The sequence below is a fragment of the Siminovitchia terrae genome (genome assembly GCF_003605405.2).
In the GTDB taxonomy this organism is placed as follows: Bacteria; Bacillota; Bacilli; order Bacillales; family Bacillaceae_C; genus Siminovitchia; species Siminovitchia terrae.
Map to the genome: position 1 here is coordinate 26,056 of NZ_QYTW02000019.1, position 20,288 is coordinate 46,343.

At 39.8% G+C, this 20,288-nt stretch carries 22 protein-coding genes and 1 tRNA gene; 4 read left to right on the forward strand and 19 right to left on the reverse strand.

Going from position 1 to position 20,288, the window contains the following annotated elements:
* Window positions 1–239 precede the first annotated feature (239 nt).
* The 8 genes from D5F11_RS16870 to D5F11_RS16905 form a co-directional block, all read right to left on the reverse strand.
* Window positions 240–1,025, reverse strand: coding sequence for a distal tail protein Dit (locus tag D5F11_RS16870; RefSeq protein WP_120115966.1), 786 nt, complete (start codon window positions 1,023–1,025; stop codon window positions 240–242).
* 10 nt (window positions 1,026–1,035) lie between these two features.
* Window positions 1,036–2,889, reverse strand: coding sequence for a phage tail protein (locus D5F11_RS16875; RefSeq protein WP_120115967.1), 1,854 nt, complete (start codon window positions 2,887–2,889; stop codon window positions 1,036–1,038).
* A complete protein-coding gene (locus tag D5F11_RS16880; protein WP_120115968.1) occupies window positions 2,882–3,142 on the reverse strand; it encodes a hypothetical protein in 261 nt (86 codons plus the stop codon). The genes D5F11_RS16875 and D5F11_RS16880 overlap by 8 nt, the downstream gene beginning before the upstream one ends.
* A 113-nt stretch (window positions 3,143–3,255) precedes the next feature.
* On the reverse strand, window positions 3,256–3,618 hold the full coding sequence (locus D5F11_RS16885) for a tail assembly chaperone (RefSeq protein WP_120115969.1): 363 nt from the start codon (window positions 3,616–3,618) through the stop codon (window positions 3,256–3,258).
* 56 nt (window positions 3,619–3,674) lie between these two features.
* Complete coding sequence (locus tag D5F11_RS16890; protein ID WP_120115970.1) at window positions 3,675–4,190, reverse strand: phage major tail protein, TP901-1 family; 516 nt, start codon at window positions 4,188–4,190, stop codon at window positions 3,675–3,677.
* A gap of 495 nt (window positions 4,191–4,685) precedes the next feature.
* A complete protein-coding gene (locus D5F11_RS16895; protein ID WP_120115971.1) occupies window positions 4,686–5,174 on the reverse strand; it encodes a sigma factor-like helix-turn-helix DNA-binding protein in 489 nt (162 codons plus the stop codon).
* 228 nt (window positions 5,175–5,402) lie between these two features.
* Window positions 5,403–6,242: an ATP-binding protein gene (locus D5F11_RS16900; RefSeq protein ID WP_120115972.1), complete on the reverse strand. Its 840-nt coding sequence runs from the start codon at window positions 6,240–6,242 to the stop codon at window positions 5,403–5,405.
* Complete coding sequence (locus tag D5F11_RS16905; RefSeq protein ID WP_120115973.1) at window positions 6,187–6,963, reverse strand: phage replisome organizer N-terminal domain-containing protein; 777 nt, start codon at window positions 6,961–6,963, stop codon at window positions 6,187–6,189. Before D5F11_RS16905 ends, D5F11_RS16900 begins: the two co-directional genes overlap by 56 nt.
* 573 nt (window positions 6,964–7,536) lie before the next feature.
* Between D5F11_RS16905 and D5F11_RS16910 the strand changes: the two genes are divergently transcribed.
* The 3 genes from D5F11_RS16910 (at window position 7,537) to D5F11_RS16920 (ending at window position 9,500) form a co-directional block, all read left to right on the forward strand.
* Window positions 7,537–7,896: a helix-turn-helix domain-containing protein gene (locus D5F11_RS16910; protein ID WP_120115974.1), complete on the forward strand. Its 360-nt coding sequence runs from the start codon at window positions 7,537–7,539 to the stop codon at window positions 7,894–7,896.
* Window position 7,897: 1 nt separating this feature from the next.
* Window positions 7,898–8,356: an ImmA/IrrE family metallo-endopeptidase gene (locus tag D5F11_RS16915; RefSeq protein ID WP_120115975.1), complete on the forward strand. Its 459-nt coding sequence runs from the start codon at window positions 7,898–7,900 to the stop codon at window positions 8,354–8,356.
* Window positions 8,357–9,068: 712 nt separating this feature from the next.
* Entirely contained in the window at window positions 9,069–9,500 is a 432-nt protein-coding gene (locus D5F11_RS16920; protein WP_120115976.1) for a tyrosine-type recombinase/integrase, read from the forward strand.
* A gap of 82 nt (window positions 9,501–9,582) precedes the next feature.
* Here D5F11_RS16920 and D5F11_RS16925 read toward each other — a convergent pair.
* Window positions 9,583–9,654, reverse strand: a tRNA-Arg gene (locus tag D5F11_RS16925).
* Between the two features lie 230 nt (window positions 9,655–9,884).
* Between D5F11_RS16925 and clpP the strand changes: the two genes are divergently transcribed.
* Window positions 9,885–10,487, forward strand: coding sequence for an ATP-dependent Clp endopeptidase proteolytic subunit ClpP (clpP, locus tag D5F11_RS16930; protein WP_120115977.1), 603 nt, complete (start codon window positions 9,885–9,887; stop codon window positions 10,485–10,487).
* A gap of 69 nt (window positions 10,488–10,556) precedes the next feature.
* On the opposite strand, the gene D5F11_RS16935 is transcribed toward clpP, so the two are convergent.
* The 10 genes from D5F11_RS16935 to lgt form a co-directional block, all read right to left on the reverse strand.
* Window positions 10,557–10,814, reverse strand: coding sequence for an HPr family phosphocarrier protein (locus D5F11_RS16935; RefSeq protein ID WP_120115978.1), 258 nt, complete (start codon window positions 10,812–10,814; stop codon window positions 10,557–10,559).
* Between the two features lie 28 nt (window positions 10,815–10,842).
* Entirely contained in the window at window positions 10,843–11,802 is a 960-nt protein-coding gene (gene whiA, locus D5F11_RS16940) for a DNA-binding protein WhiA (RefSeq protein ID WP_120115979.1), read from the reverse strand.
* 24 nt (window positions 11,803–11,826) lie between these two features.
* A complete protein-coding gene (locus D5F11_RS16945; RefSeq protein ID WP_120115980.1) occupies window positions 11,827–12,810 on the reverse strand; it encodes a gluconeogenesis factor YvcK family protein in 984 nt (327 codons plus the stop codon).
* Window positions 12,807–13,685, reverse strand: coding sequence for an RNase adapter RapZ (rapZ, locus tag D5F11_RS16950; RefSeq protein WP_373316015.1), 879 nt, complete (start codon window positions 13,683–13,685; stop codon window positions 12,807–12,809). The genes D5F11_RS16945 and rapZ overlap by 4 nt, the downstream gene beginning before the upstream one ends.
* Window positions 13,686–14,372: 687 nt before the next feature.
* A complete protein-coding gene (trxB, locus tag D5F11_RS16955; RefSeq protein ID WP_120116073.1) occupies window positions 14,373–15,323 on the reverse strand; it encodes a thioredoxin-disulfide reductase in 951 nt (316 codons plus the stop codon).
* Window positions 15,324–15,473: 150 nt separating this feature from the next.
* A complete protein-coding gene (locus D5F11_RS16960) occupies window positions 15,474–17,150 on the reverse strand; it encodes a tetratricopeptide repeat protein (RefSeq protein WP_244861986.1) in 1,677 nt (558 codons plus the stop codon).
* 20 nt (window positions 17,151–17,170) lie between these two features.
* Window positions 17,171–17,701, reverse strand: a complete 531-nt coding sequence (locus D5F11_RS16965; protein WP_120115982.1) for an acyltransferase — start codon at window positions 17,699–17,701, stop codon at window positions 17,171–17,173.
* Window positions 17,701–18,351, reverse strand: coding sequence for a pyrophosphatase PpaX (gene ppaX, locus D5F11_RS16970; protein WP_120115983.1), 651 nt, complete (start codon window positions 18,349–18,351; stop codon window positions 17,701–17,703). Before ppaX ends, D5F11_RS16965 begins: the two co-directional genes overlap by 1 nt.
* Window positions 18,351–19,289: a nucleoside recognition domain-containing protein gene (locus D5F11_RS16975; protein ID WP_120115984.1), complete on the reverse strand. Its 939-nt coding sequence runs from the start codon at window positions 19,287–19,289 to the stop codon at window positions 18,351–18,353. The genes ppaX and D5F11_RS16975 overlap by 1 nt, the downstream gene beginning before the upstream one ends.
* A gap of 29 nt (window positions 19,290–19,318) precedes the next feature.
* Window positions 19,319–20,128, reverse strand: coding sequence for a prolipoprotein diacylglyceryl transferase (gene lgt / locus D5F11_RS16980; RefSeq protein ID WP_120115985.1), 810 nt, complete (start codon window positions 20,126–20,128; stop codon window positions 19,319–19,321).
* Window positions 20,129–20,288 lie beyond the last annotated feature (160 nt).

Below are 20,288 nucleotides of genomic sequence, written 5' to 3' on the forward strand. Positions count from 1 at the left end.
GAGCAGTGAGTAACCATGTAAGATCAAAATAATTGTTACAGCCTCAATGAATAGGCTCAAGCATTGTTCTTCCTTAAGTCGATTCTTTTTTAAATTCGTTTCGACTCATGAATGAAGTCTTGCTAAAAAAGTGGACAGGCTCTATTCATAAGAGCCTGTCCAACTTCTTTCCAATACTCTTTCAGTCATCCCTAACCTTACAAATTCATAAAACTCACTTTCTCTTCCCCACTACCGCCTTAATAAAATCTTTCTGCATAATTCAATGCGGTCTCGTGACTCGCTCTCAAACTCACTAATCCTGGATTCAATTCAAACCACTCAGTCTCAAGTGCAATGGATACGGCTAAATCCTTACCGTTTAGAAAAATGTTACGCGTTTCATAATAGATTTCCAAAACATCGCCATCTGTAAAATCATAATACAGGATAACCTTGCCACCTTTATTGGTCTCCAAGCTAAATGACGATTGTGGAGCGGTAAATCGGGTCCTGCTAGTCCAAGGAGCGGGTTCGAGGCCACCAATTGTAAATACTTGTGTGGTGGTCGTGATATTCAAGGTTTTTTCGTTCCTATTCTTAGCTGGATCAGTACAAATAAAAACTAGCGTTCCAACAATGTCATTAGAATCCTCTTCTGGCGTGTCTCCGCTTTGCAATGTTGCTAAAAAGTACGCTTCCTCATCAGTAAATTCCAATCTTTTCTTGCTCCCAATCAGCAAGCCGTTTAACCGATTGAAACGCTCCCGGAAGCCTTCATTGCTACGATCAGTTAGTTTATACTTAACAGTAATCTCTCTGACGTCATATGTGTATCTTTTTTCTCTGGCCCCGTGACTCCCCGACATTTCGGTCATATGAATATTTCTGGGTAAGATTCCCCTGCCACTAACCGCTAGTGTTGTAAAGCTGCCATTATTATCTGTTAAGGCCTCATCAAGATTCACGCTATTAAACACAGTATTCAACGGCAGGTAAGGTGTTGATGATCCACTTCCTGCCACTGTATCAGCAAACTTATACATAAGCCCCCTCCTATCTTGGTGAACGTTTTAATCTAGCTAATTTGCGGTTTTGTGAATTGGAAATGTCGTCAACAAATGTGTTAAAGTCTGAGTTACCAATCCGTACATGGATATAGGCGGGTTCTTTGCCAATGTTCCATTCACCGGTCATCGTACTATGCATCTGTGCGCTCGCCATCTTGTTTATGCTTGCCATCTGTCCCCCAATACCAACAGGCTCAATATCCGGTATTGCGACAAGGCTGTTCATTTGCCTTTGTACAATTGGAACAGCTCTTTTGATACTTTGCGCTATTGTGCCTCCAAAGTTTAGTCTATGAATATCACGCAGCGGCCCTTCTTTTGCTGGTGAAAACGGTAAGAAATCACGCACTTTTGATGCGACATTACCAATTGCATCAGTGACTTTACCAACTGCTGATTTGATTCCATCTGCTATGGAAGTGACGATATTTCTTCCAGCATTAAAAAATTTACTGACCAAGTTGGTAACAACGGTTAATGCGCCTGTAATGCCAGTTGATATAGCTGATTTTACATTTGACATTGCACCTTGTACGATGCCACCTAAAGCATTGAACACACTGGATATAACACTTTTAATTGTGTTTACAACAGTTGATATCACGGAGCTTATACTATTCCAAACACCTGAAATAACAGTTATAACAGTGGCCATTATGTTGGAAATAATAGAGGATATAAAATTAAATCCTGTACTGACTACGTTTCTTACTAAATTTACCCCGGCTTGAAAAATGCCTTTGATAAAATTCCACATGATTTGAAGAATGTTTTTCAAACCTTGAGCAAAAAACGAGCCAATTTTTAGGATTTTTCCGATAAAATAGAGGTTTATTAATCCCCAAACCAACTGTAATGCACCGCTAAATATCTGTTTAATAGCTTCCCACATAGCTGACCAATTGCCAGTAAATAACGCACTGAAAAACTGGATAATACCTAAAATCACATCAATAGCACCCTGTATGACCCCTTTTATTGCCTCCCAAGTAGATACAATCAACACTTGGATGACCGGCCATAATGCTTGCATAATAGTCCAAATCACGTTCATTACTGTTCCTATAACAGTACTTATAACATTCCACACATTCTGTGCAGCTTGTAATATCATTTGGTTATTTTGCTGCCACCACTCGACCAATTGTCCCCATATGTTCATAATAAATGCATATACAGTTGTTATAACCGTTTGAATGATTTCGGATATAAAAGCCCATGCTGTTTGTATTGCTGCTCTTACCGTCTCATTCGTATTGTACAGATAAATTAATACTCCCACTAGCGCTCCAATGGCAAGCACTATTAAAGTTATAGGTGATGCCATAAATGCTCCAATAGCTTGAAAAGCTGCCATTGCATTAGTCAGTATGTTTGTTGATATAAATGCACTTATAGCCGCTGCATTATATGCAATAATTGCTGCCGTTAGTGTAGCCAGGGCAACACCTACCAGAATGATAGTAGTTTGATTTTCTTTCGAAAGTGTATCGAAATTTTGCAATGCTCCAGCAGCATCATTGATTAAACCAGTTACAGAATTTAGTGTATCCATTAACGGATCAAGAACTGGCGCCATAATCGTTTGAGCAAAATTAAAAAAAGCTTCTTCAGCATCGCCTAATGCAGTTTGAAATAACTCGCTTTCTATTATTGCAGAGGTGGCAAATCCTGCTATTCCTTTTGGAATTTTCGCCATTACTCTTTTAAAGCCATCCGTAAATTCTTTTGATGTTTTTCCTAATTGACCTATACTGCCGGTTTCTTTTTCTAATGCTGATGAAAAAGCACCAGCACCACTGGCTTTTAGATATGCTTCAATAGAATAACTTTCAGCCATCAGCAATCCCCCTTCCTAAGTTTATTTTTGCAGCCAAAGAAGCCATCCGCTGCAATTTAGGGGATAGCTTACTTCTTTCGGGTCTTTCTACTTTTTTAAGCTCTTCTTCATAGTTGTAGAAGTCCTCAAACCTTTTAAATACAGGAACTTGTTTCTTTCCTTGTTCTTTCGTTGAACCCGCAATGTGATTTAACCATGCTTGGATATGCATTTCATGTTGTTTATCTATTCTTTTTAATTGATAAGCTCTCATTCTATATAGATACTCTTTTAACGACATCGTATTTATTTCGTACAGGTTCTTGCATTCGAGAAATCTAAGACAATTGATTACGATCGCATCATAAGTTTCTTGCGATGTTTTTATTATTGTACTTTTGCTTTCTCCTCGAAATCCTCGATCTTCTGCTTCAAAAAAACTGATTCCCTCATTTCGTCCTCTAGTGTTTCAAATAATCCGTTTAATTGGCCGTCGGAAGCGATTTTTTCTAATTCGTCTTCGATGTCATTATTAGAAGGCTTAGAATTAAGGTGATCCGTTGCAGCTTTAATGACATTGAAAAGTACGGTTGGATTTTTGGTTTTAAAATAAAACATGGATTGTTCAATACCCATACCGAATTCTACTCCATTCATACTGGCAGGATAAATTTGGTCCAATTTTTTAATAAAACCAATCCCAAACTTCATTTCATATTCTTTACCGTTAATCATTAATTTCATATTCATTATCCCCGCTTTCCTTTTCGTTATGTAGAAGGGGAGTAAGCTCCCCCTTCTACAATCTATTCTGAATCAGTTACCGTTGTTGTATCTTTAAATGCATACTGTACAGCTTGTTCTTGTTCAGCTGTTAAAGTTGCTCGTCCGAATTGAGGCTCCAATTCCACTGTAAATGTGCTTGAAATCGTTACATTTTCTTCTGCGTTTGCTGGATCTTCCCATTCAGATAGATACCCCTGTGCATACACAGCAGGATACTTACCTTCTGAATCTTTTAGATCCTCGTCTACTGTCACTTCCCATAATTCTAGTTTCTCGCCTTTTATGACAGCTTCTTGCAACATTTTTCCAAGCGGATCATCTTTAGCTTGAATAGCATTGACCTCCACTTCTGCTTCAAGCCCGCCAACTTGGATGACTCTCCCATCTTTTGTGACGAGTGCTTCTAGTTCTCGGGAATAAGTAAATGTGTGCTCCGTTTGGAAGGCTAGTTTTGCAGCTTCCTTATTTTGATCCTCTAACTTTCTAAATAACAAAATCTTATTTTTACCATGTTGCATCTGTTTTTCTTCTGACATGTAAATCCCTCCTATTGGAATTGAAATTCTACTATTATGATGCCATTCATTTCTCCCGAGACGTTTTATAAGCCTTTTTCATCTTTTTATTGGACTCGGTTTTTTTAAGTTTCTTCAAAGAAATGTATGTTTCTTTTTAAAAGCCATCATCTTTTCCCCCTCTCCATCAGACGCTTCCTTTCAACTAATAGAGAACTAGTAAAGAAGAATTTTATAAAGGTCTTTTGATGTTCTTTACACATATCTCGTTGATTGTTTTGAAGCCTCTGAACAATTGACATAATAAATAAGCCTTTTAATGACTTGCTTAGGTCAATCCTTATCAAGAAGGGCAGAGTAAGTTTTTTTCTTGCTCTCAATCATGTGGATTGCTTCCATACTACAATGATATCCATCTTTTTACATTGTCTGTCCCTAACCTTTTTACCAGTCAAAGGATTTTTTATTAAGAAAAAGTCCCTTCACTAATAGAGACTTTATACGTCAAACCGTACGTCATGAAACTATTTGTTCAACTTTTACTCTTGCCCGTTCAATATACTGCTGGACTGTTCTTTTTTGAATACTAAGCATTTCTGCTATTTGAGACATGCTCATTCCTTGAGCAACATGCAAAATATAGCATTGCCTTTCTCTAAAAGAAAAAGAAGAAAATATGTCCAGCAAAATTCTCTTTTCTTCTTCGTTTAAACTTAATGGTTTATCATTTGTCTCCAGCTGCTCTGTTATATCCGGGATAAATTCCATGCTTTCTAACGATCGTTTTTGATATACATGTTTGACATCAATTCCGCGCATTACGCCTGGTTGGCGCCCAGTTTCAAGCCACTCGATCACAAAATCCATATCCCCAATCATGCTGTTAATGGTTTTTCTATCTGCTTGATGTAAAGGATCCGTTTCATCAAAACTTTCACGTAATTTATGAAGCTGTCTTTTTCCTTCTGAGTACTCTTCAATTAATCTATCTACCCAACTTTCCATAAAAAATCCTCCTTATCTCTGTCTAAATGGACTACTGTATCTACTGTTCAAGTTTTATTTCAATTCTTTGTTGTGGTTTTTATAACTGCTTATTTTTCACCCATCCTCCTATTCTTTCGGAAGATCACACATACTGTTTTCTCGTCCAATACAGCCCTTTTGGTTCTTTTAATCGTTACTACTTGCATTTGAGTCTTTCGCACATATTGATCATCATCTAGTCATTCATTAGAAAGGGATATTCTCCATCCGTTTATCCTTGGTTTCCTTGAATACAACAAACTTAGGATTTCTAAAAAGCCGTGATACCAGTTTTTTATCGTACATCCGAAGCAATGTTTCACTGGAGAGATTTGTGGTAATAAAAGTGGATTTATCCTGCCTGGTGGTTGTAATAGCATATAAAACCCTTTGCACGAAATCTGTGGCAATTTTGTCTGTACCTATTGCCCCTGTTTCTGCCCCAATATCATCCAGTGCTAGATAATCAACTTCTGACATCAGTTCAACAAAATAACTTTCAGTATATTCACTCTCTTTATCACCAAATGAATCTCTAATCAGCCGCATCATGCTTTCCACATTTACGAATAAACATGATATATCTAATCCACTTTCATTTAATTCACGTAAAGCAGCATAAGCTAAGTGACTTTTTCCTGCACCTTGATTACCTTGAAGGATTAAATTAAACACTTGACCATCTTTAAACCTGGCTAATGATTCTAGGACTGTTTGTTTATTCTCCCTTTCTTCCTGGTGTTCGACTTGATAGTTCTCTAATTTGGCTGCCAAGATAGTGTTGTCAGACAAGATACTCCAATTGTAAAAGGTATTGTATTTTTTTCGTTTAAATAATTCATCATATTCCCTTTGTATTGCCTCCTGTAATTCGAGATCTTTTTTCTCTAATTCACAGCGGGGACAAATCAATTCACCATCTATCATCATTTTTTGAATCGGCTTAACAATCTCTAAGCCATTTTTAACAAAGATGTGACGTTCACAGTTCTCAGAATGGTATGTTATATTCTTTGGCAATTTTTCTGGAATCGTTATCTTTTTCACTTATTGCACCGCCTTTTTGATTAAGATAGGATTCAAATTTTGTTCCGAACAATGTTTCAGGCCGAAGGAACTTATTCATATTTTCATTAAAAAGCCATTCTTTACATTTGATATTTATGACAGTTTTAAAATCCTCCAGCCTAAAGCCTTCATTCCAACGCGCTTTTATGAATTCCTTGGTTTTCTTGGTCGTATGTCGGTAATTTGTATTAACAGCATTATTGAGGTAAGTGACTATCTCGACATAAGGTATATTATCTATATCTTTATCTATATCTGCATCATCACGTGACGTCACGCTAACATCATCATTTTTATCCTCCCTTAATGTTGCTTGTTTTTTTCGTTCTCTATACCTTTTATTTCTTTCCGCATTTAGTTTTCGAACGCGTTCCATCCCCTCAATGTTTTGATGTTTTTCCCAATTAGTAATAATGATCAAATGCTCATTTGAAATACCAATCATCCCAAACTCCTGTAATATTTTAAGAGCCATTCTTACAACATTAAGCGGCCTATTGAAAATAGTTGCCAACATCTCGTCCGTGTATGGAATATTTTCACTCAAGTAGATATACCCACTCGCATTTGTCTTTCCAGCTTGTGCCAAAAGCTTGACCCAAATGATTAAAATGGTGTCAGCTTCCGGCATACTTTCAATAAGGCGGATCTTCTCATCTTCAAACATTTGTGTGCTCAATTTGATCCACTTTACACTCATACATTTCACTTCCTGTTTAAAATTGATTAGGATCGTGATATACATCAATACTGTCTACTAAAAGAAATCACTGCTACTGTTTTTCAGACCGTGTACTGACGATTCTGGAACTATTAGAAGTACTTCTTTTTGGTTAATGATAATCTTCACGATCATTTAACCCAGGTGTAGCAATATGCTCTTGCATCTTCTCCATCAAACCATTCCTGTTCCTTAACAGGAACAACAAAACCAAAAAAAATTGCTATTAGAATAAACTTTTTCTGAATATTAATCTAATTGAAATCACCGAAACAAATTAATTTTTGTCGATGTGCTTATCTTTATTCGATCACCTCATCTCCATCTCAATTTATTTTTTAAAAATACTGTGAGTTTATAATAAACTTGTCTTTGCTTAATCAAATATTATTTTTGCTGTTCCTTTTATGGAACAACATTACTATAAAACACATATTGACCACTGTCAATTAATAACGTTCCTCAAAAGGAAATAAAATAAAGAAATGTTGCATTTAAGGAATCTATATTATACTATATTCCTAAATCAGGAATGCCAAAGGGAGATTGAAAATGAGTGTATTTGGTAGACGGATAAAAGAACTAAGAGGCAACCGAAGTATTGAAGAGTTGGCGAAAAAATTAAATGAAAAATATGCTACCACGATAAGCAAAAGTATGATATCACGCTACGAAAACGGACAATCTGATCCAAAAATGGAAATTGTTAGGATATTCGCTGATCATTTTCAGGTATCCGCTGATTATTTAGCTGGATTAAGCGAAGATGCTAGACCACGCGGCACTGCTAAAGGAGGATTATATACGATTGCTGCCCATCATGAAGGAGAAAATTGGACAGAAGACGAATTAGAAGAAATTGAAAAATTTATGGAATTCGTAAAATCAAAAAGAAAACAAAAGGGAGAATAAAATGTATGAAAGACTTCTGAGAGAGGCTTCTGATCAGGGAGTTGACATCTATGAAAAGCCTATGAAACCAACCATTAAAGGATTATATTGCGATAACAATATTTGGATTAACAAGCACATTTCGACTACATCTGAAAAAGCTTGCATCTTAGCGGAAGAATTAGGTCATTACCATACATCTGCAGGAAACATCCTAGATCAATCAAAAATTGAGAATCGAAAACAAGAATTAAAAGCCCGCTCATGGGCCTATGAAAAACTGTTTCCTCTCCAAAAAATTGTAAAAGCACATCAATCAAGAGTAAGAAACCGTTATGAGTTGGCTGAGTATCTTGGAGTATCAGAAGAGTTTTTAAAGGATGCTATTGAGCGCTACCGGGAAAAATACGGCCCTTTCACCACGATTGACAATTATACTATTTGTTTTGATCCTTTGGGAGTCCTAGAGCTGTTTGATTAACTAAAAGCTTATAGTAGGAGATTTATAGAAATAGTCAGCATCCTAAAACAAATAAAAATTACTTCTCCAAGAAATTGAACAAGAAGTCTTGGAGAATCCGTATCTGAAAGAGGAAGCATCCTACTCCCAAGTTTGTAAATAATATAGAGAAACAACAATGCAGAAATAAAAATGCGAGCTCTTCTATCAAGGGAAATATTATTACGAGTATGTGAAGTTCATACTCTCTTATTATCAAATTCGCCTTGGCGTATTTGCGCCCAGATTTTATCGAGCTCCTCTCGATAAATTTCCGTTCAGCTGGAGTTTGAACCCCCACTGAATGGAATACCAATATGCATTCATCTCACCCCTTACAGAAGTCGGAGAATTCTGCTGAATGAAGTTAAAACAAACGCTTGAAAGATATTACCACCTTTAGCGAGGATCGGCCGAAACCCAAAAAATTATTTATCCGATCTCAATGAAAATATCTGCTACCAGATTAGCTAAGAGAAATGAACTAAAACTTGTCATAGATCCCCTTAAGAGGCAAAGGAAAAATAAAATGTAAAAGAGCTTACTAAGGAAAGGCACCCTCAGTATTCATATATCACCTATGTTGTTGGCAGGAACAGGCTCCAAAATAGGCGAAATTTGCGATCTGCAGCTTTCTAACTTCAATGAAGACATTAATGTACCATTAACTTAGATAAAACGCTTGTAAGGGAATATAGAAAGTAGCACAACAAAGACAGGTGAATCAGGGAAAAGAATTATTGGATTAGATGATTTTACAGTTGAAAAATTGAAGGAATGGCTTCATATTAGAAATACATGGATTGTAGGTATCAAAGAAAGACCAGATTTCCTGTTTATCAATCCAATTGGAGAATTTATTAAGATGCCGAACTATGCAGGGGCATTGAAAACGTTGTGCAACAGGAACAAGATCACTCACACTACCTCTCACATGTTCAGGCACACCCATGAGACCATTATGTGGGAAGCTGGTATTTCGGATTTGAATTACATTGGTGGAAGATTAGGTGACGTAGATAAAACCATTTTGTTAGAAACATATGGACATATGTCTAACCGATCGGCTCAATTAAATAATAATAAAATAAACGAATTTATGAAAAAATGGTTTCAAACAAATTAGAGGGAATAAATTAGTCAGTCGGACAAAACTAGGTCAAAACAAAAATGAAGCACCAACAAATGTTGATGCTTCAAGGTTTTAGCGCCCTCGACAGGAATCGAACCCATATTTCAAGAACCGGAATCTTGCGTGTTATCCGTTACACTACGAGGGCAAATTTTTACCGTACGATATATGATTATAATCGATAAATATGGAGCTTGCAACCCTTAATATAGTTTAAAATATGTCTAGTTGGTTAATATGGTTGTAGGACATTCTCTTTTGTCAGGAAAAAGCGAATCGTTTGACCTTTCTTGACCATCAATGTATGATAACATTACACATGAAGTTACTACAATGAAACTGACCGATTGATTAGCCAGTTTAAAGAGGAGGAGAAAGATGAATTTAATTCCAACAGTTATTGAACAGACAAACCGTGGGGAAAGAGCATACGACATTTATTCAAGGTTACTTAAGGACCGGATCATCATGCTTGGCAGCGGGATAGACGATAATGTCGCGAACTCAATTGTCGCGCAGCTTTTATTCCTTGAAGCGGAAAACCCTGAAAAAGATATATCCATTTACATTAACAGCCCAGGCGGCAGCATCACTGCCGGCATGGCAATCTACGATACAATGCAGTTTATCAAACCGAATGTTCAGACCATTTGTATTGGTATGGCAGCTTCTATGGGTGCTTTCCTACTTGCAGCCGGAACAAAAGGCAAACGCTACGCATTGCCAAACAGTGAAGTGATGATTCACCAACCGCTTGGAGGCGCTCAAGGACAGGCAACTGAAATTGAGATCGCAGCAAGACGTATTTTGTTCATGCGCGAAAAACTCAACAAAATCTTAGCTGAACGTACAGGCCAGCCGCTTGAAGTGATTGAGCGAGACACTGACCGCGATAACTTCATGACTGCGGAAAAAGCGAAAGAATATGGTTTGATCGATCACATCATCGACCGAAATGAAGGTCTCACTAAAGATAAATAAAATGGCCGCCAAAAGGGCTATCCTGAAAGTCTGGCAAAAGACTCAAAGGATAGCCCTTTTGTTATTTCATCAGCGGTCATTTTCAACGAAATCCGCCAGTGTATTAATCGCCTCTTCTTCGTCCGGTCCTTCAGCAATCAATTTGATGGATGCTCCAGTTCCGGCTGCAAGGCTCATCAATCCCATAATGCTTTTTGCATTAACCTTTTTACCGTCTTTTTCAATGAAAACATCTGATGAAAAACGGTTAGCCTCCTGAACAAATTGCGCTGCTGGTCTAGCTTGCAATCCTGATTTCAACCCTACTGTCACTTCTTTTTCTGCCAATTTGCTTCCTCCTTCATTTTTCTCAAACTTATTTTTTATTAATCAAAAGAGATGGATCGCCTGAGCGAAGCTTATCTGCTATTTCATCAATTTTTCGCAGGCGATGATTGATGCCCGATTTGCTGATTTGTCCACTTGACACCATTTCACCCAACTCCTTGAGAGTAACATCTTGATGGGTCATCCTGAGCTCTGCGATTTCTCGGAGTCTCTCCGGCAAATACTCAAGCCCGACAGTCTCCTGGATGTAACGGATATTTTCAACCTGTCTCAAAGCCGCGCCGATTGTCTTATTCAAGTTGGCAGTTTCACAGTTGACCAGCCTGTTGACTGAATTACGCATGTCCCGGACAATCCGAACATCCTCAAAGCGGAGCAGTGCATTGTGAGCTCCGATAATATTCAAGAACTCGGTTATCTTCTCAGCCTCTTTCAAATAGGTGATATAACCGTTTTTCCTTTCAAGTGTCTTGCTGTTCAACCCATACTCGTTCATGAGTTCACATAATGATTCGTTATGCTCTTTATACAGTGAAAAAATCTCAAGATGATAGGATGATCTCTCTGGATTATTTACCGACCCTCCCGCGAGGAAAGCTCCTCGCATGTAGGACCTTTTGCAGCACTTCTTATTGATCAATGCGGAAGAAATTTCACGGATGGACATGAAATTGTCGCCGAGAATCATCAAATCTTTCAATATGGCTTCAGCATTCTCTTTTAAACGGACAATATATACATTATTTTTCTTTAAACGCATTTTCTTCCGCACAAGCAATTCAACTGCCACATCATAATTCTTTTTTATTAATACATAAATCCTCCTGGCAATTGCTGCATTTTCAGTTTGAACATTCACAACCAATTCCCGGTTGGAAAAAGATAATGAACCATTCATCCTAATCAGCGCAGAAAGCTCCGCCTTTAAGCAGCAATCCTTTAAAGGAATATTTGTAATTTCCTTTTTCGTTTCCGAGGCAAAAGACATTGTCGCTTCCTCCTTTACCAACGTCTAAGTGCTGGCAATCCGGCTCATATCCCTGCCCAATAATGAGTAAAGTATGTTTGCCACCGCTTCTGTATCATGGCGGATAAAACCCTTTTCGATGGTGGCTATTTCTCCCTGGACAACCTCCATCCCGAGGGAAATTAGCCGATCGACATCGAAATAAACGGGAATAGCCATTTCTTTCTCATAACGATGCTGAAGATCAGGAGGAATCTCTTTATTATTCACAAGAATAGTATCGATAAAAGAGCAGTCCATATGATCATACAGAGCATTCACATGCCTGCTTGCCGTAAAACCTGTTGTTTCACCCGGCTGGGTCATCAGGTTGCAAATATAAACCTTGCACGCTTTTGCATTGCATACTGCTTCTCCCAGACCTGGAACAAGAAGATTCGGAAGGATGCTCGTATATAAACTTCCCGGTCCGATCACGATCAAATCCGCTTCATAGATCGACTGAATCGTCTCCGGAAGAGGCTTAATCACTTCAGGAGTCAAAAACACCTTCTTGATTTCTTTTCCCACAGCCGGAATTTTTGATTCTCCCGAAACGAAAGAACCATCCACCATTTCCGCATGAAGCACTACGCTCTGATTGGCGGCGGGAAGGACTTTCCCATGAACATTCAGTACTCGGCTCATTTCCCTCACGGCCTGAACAAAGTCACCGGTAACGGATGTCAGAGCGGCTATTATCAGATTTCCCAACGAATGGCCAGAAAGCTCATTTGATGTATTGAAGCGGTGCTGAAACATATCAATGATAAGCGGCTCAGCATCGGATAATGCGGCAATAACGTTTCGGATGTCTCCGGGCGGCGGAATTTCAAGCTCTGTTCTTAATCTTCCGGAACTACCTCCATCATCAGCGACAGTCACAATGGCCGTGATATCAACAGGGTGCTTTTTCAACCCCCTCAATAATACAGGAAGGCCAGTACCTCCGCCAATGACAACAATTTTAGGTTTCGACAGTGCCGTCATGTGGCTATTTCCTTTCTCTTTTTGATATCACGGTGTGTGATTCGGATATGATAGTCATCTTCAAAAAAGTGCCCTATATATTCCGTCAATGCAACCGATCGATGCTGCCCGCCTGTACAGCCGATAGCAATCACGAGTTGGCTTTTGCCTTCCCGTTTGTAATGCGGGAGCATGAATGCAAGCAAGTCAGTTACTTTTGCAAGAAATTTTTGTGTATCACTCCACTTGAGAACATAACTTGCCACCTCATTCTCTAGTCCTGTTTTCGGCCTCATATGGTCAATGTAGTGGGGGTTAGGCAAAAACCTCACATCAAAGACAAGATCCGCATCGATAGGAATCCCATGCTTAAATCCGAATGACATGACATTCACAATAAAGGTTGCTTGTTTATTTGCGGAAAACTCGGTAAGGATTTTTTCCCGCAATTCTTTTGGCTTCATCTGGGATGTATTATAAATATGCTGCGCCCGGCCTTTCAACTCCTCCAACAAGTCCCGTTCCTGCTTGATACCCTCCAGAGGAAGGCCAAGGGGAGCAAGCGGATGGGAGCGGCGCGTCTCCTTATATCTGCGGACAAGCGCTGCATCATCTGCATCAAGGAACAAAATTTGCGGTGTCACCCAATTGGAATTGGACAATTCATCAATGACTCTAAGCAGAGTATCAAAGAACTCCCGGCCCCTTAAATCCATCACAAGCGCAACCTTGTTCATTTTATTTCCTGATTCCTTCATCAATTCCAGAAACTTTGGCATCAATGCGGGAGGTAAATTGTCTACACAGAAGAAACCTAAATCTTCAAAGCTGTGGATGGCTACCGTTTTCCCTGCGCCTGACATGCCTGTAATGATAACTAACTGAATATCCTCCATGGACCCGTTATTAATGGAAATTCACCCTCTCTAATCTGAAACCAGGGATTTTACATATGTATATGTAAAAGCAGCTTGTACGCTCCTCGTTATTATGCGTAGTTTTAAAATATACTTGTAAAAAAAGATGATGTTTTACACATTATACTATTTTCCTTTGAAGAAGGACAGCGCCATGGCAAAGTTTCCATGGCTAAAATAACACAAAAATATAGTCATAGTCATCCAATAAGAAAAGCTTCAAGCCAGTAGCCTTAGAAGAAAAACACAAAGCGAAGTAAGTGAAGGCAATTCCTCAACCATCACCGCAATTTGCCCAGACCCTTTCGTTGATGACGTACGGCCGCCTCTGTGGCGTCGGCTGGTTCAGAGCATGACACCCTGTCGCTTCGCTTGCCCAAGTACTTCCTCTACAGCTACAGCATCAATACTCGGCACCCTGTCCATTTCAATTATACTAGTATTTCCTGTACGCCGACGGACTGGAACACCCAATCCATAGAAGTTGAATATTACAAAAGTTATCAATATTTTTTAGTAAGCTCAACATAAAAAAAGCACAGGAATCATCCTGTGCATCAAAAAGGGATATTGTATAAAAAGGGGGTCAATATCTCATAAATAAATATACACAAATTTCATTGCAACACTGTTACAAACAGATTAAATGGTGATTACGCTTCTCAATTACTTTTTAGCAAGCTGCTCTTCTTTCAAACGTTCAATGTAAGTTTGCGCACTTTGTGCTGCGATGCTTCCATCACCTGTAGCAGTAACGATCTGCCTCAACAGTTTATCACGTACATCCCCAGCTGCAAAAATACCAGGAACGCTTGTCGCCATATTTTCATTGGTCTCAATATATCCAGTTTCATTTGTGATACCAAGGTTTTCGACGGATTGTGTCAACGGGTTCATTCCTACATAAACGAACACCCCGTCCGTCTTGAACTCTGTTTCGGATCCGTCTTCGGTCGAAACAAGAGTGACTGAACCTACTTTTCCATCCTTTTCGTTTATTTGCTTGACAGTGTGGTTCCAAATAAAGTCAATTTTATCATTGGCAAACGCACGGTCTTGAAGAATTTTCTGAGCCCGCAGCTTATCGCGGCGGTGAACAATGGTCACTTTTGAAACAAAACGGGTTAAATAAGCGCCTTCTTCAACTGCAGAATCTCCGCCTCCGACAACGACCAGCTCTTTGTCTTTAAAAAATGCGCCATCACACACTGCACAATAAGAAACTCCTCGTCCTTTCAATTCTGATTCTCCAGGAACCCCAAGCGTCCGGTACTCAGCGCCGGTGGCAACAATAACAGCATAAGCCTTATATTCTTTGTTCCCAGCTTTGACAATTTTATAAGGGTGACCATCAACAATTTCCTTGATGTCACCGTAAGCATATTCAGCTCCAAATTTTTTGGCATGTTCAAACATTTTTGTGGAAAGATCCGGTCCCAGAATAGTTTCGAAACCAGGATAGTTCTCAACATCTGCTGTATCCGCCATTTGACCGCCCGGAACTCCGCGTTCAATCATGAGAGTAGACATATTTGCACGTGATGCATAGACAGCGGCAGTCATTCCAGCCGGCCCTGCCCCAGCAATAATCACATCATAAATTTTATCTTCTGACATCATTTTTACACTCCTTCAGATATTTAAGAGTATTTGTCCGTATCGAAACAAATTCCGACAATAGAACAATTTTAATTTTATAATGTTTTTAATTAGCCCTTCCTTTATATCGTATTAAAGTATTTGCTGTACGTCCAAACATATGCTCAATTAAAGATAAAGTTCTATTTTTGTAATATATTTTCGGAGTGTAGCAGGAGAAACTCCGTATTTTTTTGCCATTTCGCGTTGTGTTTTCGTATCGTTTTTTTGCATGCTCCAAACATATTCCGCAGCAGCGGCATAAGCCGAAGGATTTGCAAATTTTCCGTCGTCCTCTATGACCTTTTGAAAGATTTCAAACCAAATTTTGAGCAACTCAAAAACATCAGCTGGACGATCCTTATGCTTTTCATATAATTCAAAAGCCGTTTCATGCCCCTTATCGATTCTCATTCCAGTACCAAGTTTTTGCTTTTTTTCCACTTGAAGAACCGTTGCTAAATATAGCTTCTCCGGGTAGCTAAATTCATCAATCGATTTGAAAGAGGGATGGGTCAGCAGCGCCGGCTGTCTGTCAGAAATCGCAATAAAGAAAATCGCGCACAGCCGTTCCGGGATATTGTCGCTTCTGAGCAAGCTTAATAATGCTCGGTCTCCTTTGCTTCTTTTATCAGCCTCTTCAAGAGATTCGTCCCACGGCTCAGAACCCGCCTTTTCAGGTTCAAGCAAAACGAGATGATCCCAGGCAGCCTTTGCCGCTTTCTCATTTCCGGTAAAATAAGCCGCCTTCGCCAGCCAGTAATAAAAACCGGCATTCCCCTGGTAACCTGACTTTTGGAGATGGCGAAGCCAAAAATAAGCTAAGTCATATTGTTTGACCAGTGCAAACGTTGCTCCCAATTTATAACGGTGTTCCGGAATCATCGGTTTGATTTTTTCTAATGCTTTCAACAAACGATCCAGATCATCTGTTTGATCTTCATAAAAATAAAATACAGCCAGGTTGCACAACGCATGCAGATTGCCTGGATTATGAGCGATTACTTTTTCCGTCATTGAAAAAGCTTTGCTCGTCTCACCTTCATAGAAATAAGCCAACGCCAAATTGTTATAGGCAGGCCAGAAATCAGGGTATGCTTTTACAATTTCCTCGAGCAATCGTACAGCCTCAGCATACTTTCCATCTTCCAGCAGAGATTTTGACTCTTCCTGCATTTGAAGAAGGTCCTCCTGCTCTTTCATCAATGAAATATTATCCTCATCGCTAAACCCTATCCAATCGAGCAGCTCTTCTGCTTCGTCTGTAAATTCTCCTACCTCATCTTTTTCCAAATAAAGCTTTGCATAACGGTAGGCCTCCGTTAGCAGGCCCATATGAGCATAGTTATTTGCCAAAAAATAGTAGCACTCTGTCATCCGCTCATCCAGTTCATTTAAAGTCATAAGCAGGAGCTGATTGGATTTTTCATAATCCCCTGTCTCGGTATGGACAAGAGCGAGCTGGCAAGCAATCATCGGTTCCAACGGTTCCAGCTCCAAAGCTCTCTGCAAGTACTTTTTGGCATTAGTAAAATCAAAGCGATCGTATGACTGGAGCCCTCTATGAAAATAGTAATCTCCTGTCGGCAAAAAAGTATAGATTTTCGCCCGATTTCGTCTCTTTTTCGAGTATCTGGACATCGTGTTTCCTCCGTTGCTATCGTCCTTTGTCGCTTTTTGTAGTATACCATACAAGTTTGTCTGTTTAAATCGCCAAAAAGGGAAACGTTCAAATTCATATGCCAAATGCAGACCTAATAGAACGTACAAATAGTCATTTAACTGTAAAATCGGTTTTTCAATCAAAAAATGACCCTTAAAAAGGGTCATTCACTCGTATAGAAAGAATCGGCATTACGCCGTTCATCCATTTCCTCTTTTGTATAGATGATTTTCATTGGATTTCCACCGACAAATGCCCCTGCCGGAACATCTTTATGTACGAGGGTGCCAGCGGAAACCACCGCCTCATCACCAATCTCAACCCCTGGGAGAATCGTCGTATTCGCACCGATCAGAACGTTATCCCCTATAACGACAGGTCCCAGTCTGTATTCCTTGATCAAGTATTCATGCGCAAGGATAGTCGTATTATAGCCAATGATCGTATTAGCTCCGACAGAGATTTTTTCTGGAAACATAATATCTGGCATAACCATCAGTGCAAAGGAGGTTTTCTCCCCAACTGACATGTTCAGGAATACACGATACATCCAATTTTTCACAGTTAAAAAAGGGGTGTACCTTGCTGCCTGGATGATGATGAAATTCCGCATTACCTTCCAGAAAGGGACAGTTTTGTATATATGCCATAAAGAATTGGCTCCCTCAACTGGAAACCGTTCCGTCCTTCTCATTAGATGCCCACTCCGACAATATCGAGAAGATCGGACATCTTCTTAAGCATATAATCCGGGTTGTACTCCTTTAAAAAGTCCTCCCCTTTCACAGACCAGGCCACTCCACATGTATAAGTGCCAGCATTTTTTCCGCCTAAAATATCATGATAATTGTCACCGATCATCATTGTTTCTCCAGGCTTCGATCCAAGTGCGGCAAGCGCTTTTTCAAGCGGCTCCGGATCCGGCTTCGCTTTTTCTACCTCATCAAGTGTAACGATGACATCAAAAAACTCATCCAAATTCGTAAGTGCAAGCCCCTTTAAAACAGTTTTTCTAATCTTCGTCGATACGATCGCCATTTTAAAATCATTTTCATGCAGCGTCCGTATCGTCTCATAGACGCCTTCAAACTCATGTACAAGCATGTCATGCTTTTCCATATTAAACTTCCGATAAATGTCAACCATTTCATCCGCCTTTTCAGGATCCACACTTGCAAAAGCATCCATCAGCGGAGGCCCCAGAAACGGTAGAACATCCTCCCGAGTAAACCTTCCGGGATAAAATTGCTCAAAAACATGCAAGTAGGAGGTAATGATCAATTCGTTCGTATCAAGAAGAGTTCCATCCAGATCAAATAACAATGTGTTGATTTTATCAGTCATTATGCAACTTTCCCTTCTCTTGCAGTATCATCCTGTCTCCACGCAGATGCCACGAACCATGTCAAGATAATGGCTGTCAAAAGCCTGATGATTAGCAGCGGCCACACCGAAATTCCAAGCGGAACAAAGATCAATGTATCCTCAACAACTGCATGACAGGCGACAAGAAAAATAAACGCAAGTGTCACATCTCTTTTGCTTACACCGTCTTCTTTGACCGCTTGGATCATAACCCCTGCTCCATAAGCAAGTCCGAAAACGAGCCCTGAAGCCATCGTTGTCGATGTATTCTCTTTCATCCCTAGCATCCGGGTGAATGGAGCGACCCAGCGTGAAAAGACATCCAACCATTTATAATCTTTTAAAAGCTGAATTCCAACCATAAGAGGCATGACGATGACAGTCAGTTGTAAGACACCGAGAAATGCCTTTTTCAAAGCAAGCGTGATGACAGAGACAACCCCTGTCACCTGTTCTTCCTGCACAGAAATCATACCGTATTGCGCCATTTCCTGACCGCCGTTCCACAATAGATTAATGGTTATAGCCGAAATGACTGCTAACCCGATTCTCACCGTCAGAATTAGCCAAAACGGCACTCCGACCTTCATGGCAACCGATGATTCAATGAACAGATTATGAGAAAAGGACATCATGACAGCAATGATGAAAACCTCTTTGACTGTCAAGTCCAGCGACATGATCCCCGCAATCCCTGCATATAAATTCAGGAAATTTCCGAGCACAAGTGGGATTGCTGCATCTCCCGATAATCCAAAAATCCCCATGATGGGCTCTATCAGCCGGATCACCCATGGCAGTATGGGAGTATGCTGCAGCACGACAACAAACAAGGTTACCGGAAAAATGACCTTTCCCAATGTCCAGATTGTTTTGACTCCATTAATAGCCCCTTGCTTCACTGACGTTTTATACAATCATCATTCTCTCCCATTAAGCAATATCTTCATTCATCATAACGAGCTTTTGCCAAACCTGCTTTTCTCCGGTATACCCAAAGAATCACCGCGCCGACTATCAATACAAGAGAAATGACCTGTGCCATTTTTAAGCCGCTCGTCAGCATCAGGCTATCCATCCTCATTCCTTCAACAAAGAAGCGGCCGATTGAATAGAAAATCACATAAGATAGAAAGAGCTCGCCACGGTGCAAATTCACTTTTCTCAATAAAATCAGCAGGACAAATCCGATGATATTCCAAATGGATTCATAGAGGAACGTCGGATGGTAATAGGCGCCTTGTATGTACATCTGATTGATAATAAATTCGGGAAGGTGCATATTTTCGAGGAAGGCGCGGCTTACTTCTCCACCATATGCCTCCTGATTCATAAAATTTCCCCAGCGTCCGATCGCCTGTCCAAGGATGATACTTGGGGCTGCAATGTCCGCAATCTTCCAGAACGAAATCCCTTTGAATTTGGAAAAGACGATAGCTGTGGCAACCGCTCCTATGAGAGCGCCATGAATGGCAATGCCGCCTTCCCAAACTTTTATAATATGCCCAGGGTTTTGAGAATAATAATCCCACTGGAAAATCACGTAATATATGCGGGCGCAAATGATTGAAATTGGAATCGCCCATATGAGCAGATCAGGGAAAGTCTCTTTATCAAGGCGATGCTTGTTTCCCTCACGCATCGCAATATATAATGCCAATGCAATGCCCAGGCCGATGATAATTCCGTACCAATGGACAGCAAACGGACCAATTTCTATAGCAATTGGGTTCAGCGGTTGAATATCCTGCTCCATAAATTTCAACTCCATGAATAAATTTATCAAATTCGCCTTGGCGTATTTGCGCCCAGATTTTATCAAGCTCCACTCGATACATTCCTCTGAAAATCTGTGGCATCCGCCGGAGGCTTTAACTTTATTCAGCCGGGGTTTGAAACCCTACTAAACGGAATAC

Bases quoted from the DNA above. Each gene is read 5' to 3' on its own strand.
- D5F11_RS16870 (WP_120115966.1), bottom strand. From the start codon at position 1,025: ATGTATAAGTTTGCTGATACAGTGGCAGGAAGTGGATCATCAACACCT.
- D5F11_RS16875 (WP_120115967.1), bottom strand. From the start codon at position 2,889: ATGGCTGAAAGTTATTCTATTGAAGCATATCTAAAAGCCAGTGGTGCT.
- D5F11_RS16880 (WP_120115968.1), bottom strand. From the start codon at position 3,142: ATGAGAGCTTATCAATTAAAAAGAATAGATAAACAACATGAAATGCAT.
- D5F11_RS16885 (WP_120115969.1), bottom strand. From the start codon at position 3,618: ATGAATATGAAATTAATGATTAACGGTAAAGAATATGAAATGAAGTTT.
- D5F11_RS16890 (WP_120115970.1), bottom strand. From the start codon at position 4,190: ATGTCAGAAGAAAAACAGATGCAACATGGTAAAAATAAGATTTTGTTA.
- D5F11_RS16895 (WP_120115971.1), bottom strand. From the start codon at position 5,174: ATGGAAAGTTGGGTAGATAGATTAATTGAAGAGTACTCAGAAGGAAAA.
- D5F11_RS16905 (WP_120115973.1), bottom strand. From the start codon at position 6,963: ATGAGTGTAAAGTGGATCAAATTGAGCACACAAATGTTTGAAGATGAG.
- D5F11_RS16910 (WP_120115974.1), top strand. From the start codon at position 7,537: ATGAGTGTATTTGGTAGACGGATAAAAGAACTAAGAGGCAACCGAAGT.
- D5F11_RS16915 (WP_120115975.1), top strand. From the start codon at position 7,898: ATGTATGAAAGACTTCTGAGAGAGGCTTCTGATCAGGGAGTTGACATC.
- clpP (WP_120115977.1), top strand. From the start codon at position 9,885: ATGAATTTAATTCCAACAGTTATTGAACAGACAAACCGTGGGGAAAGA.
- whiA (WP_120115979.1), bottom strand. From the start codon at position 11,802: ATGTCTTTTGCCTCGGAAACGAAAAAGGAAATTACAAATATTCCTTTA.
- D5F11_RS16945 (WP_120115980.1), bottom strand. From the start codon at position 12,810: ATGACGGCACTGTCGAAACCTAAAATTGTTGTCATTGGCGGAGGTACT.
- rapZ (WP_373316015.1), bottom strand. From the start codon at position 13,685: ATGGAGGATATTCAGTTAGTTATCATTACAGGCATGTCAGGCGCAGGG.
- trxB (WP_120116073.1), bottom strand. From the start codon at position 15,323: ATGTCAGAAGATAAAATTTATGATGTGATTATTGCTGGGGCAGGGCCG.
- D5F11_RS16965 (WP_120115982.1), bottom strand. From the start codon at position 17,701: ATGAGAAGGACGGAACGGTTTCCAGTTGAGGGAGCCAATTCTTTATGG.
- ppaX (WP_120115983.1), bottom strand. From the start codon at position 18,351: ATGACTGATAAAATCAACACATTGTTATTTGATCTGGATGGAACTCTT.
- lgt (WP_120115985.1), bottom strand. From the start codon at position 20,128: ATGGAGCAGGATATTCAACCGCTGAACCCAATTGCTATAGAAATTGGT.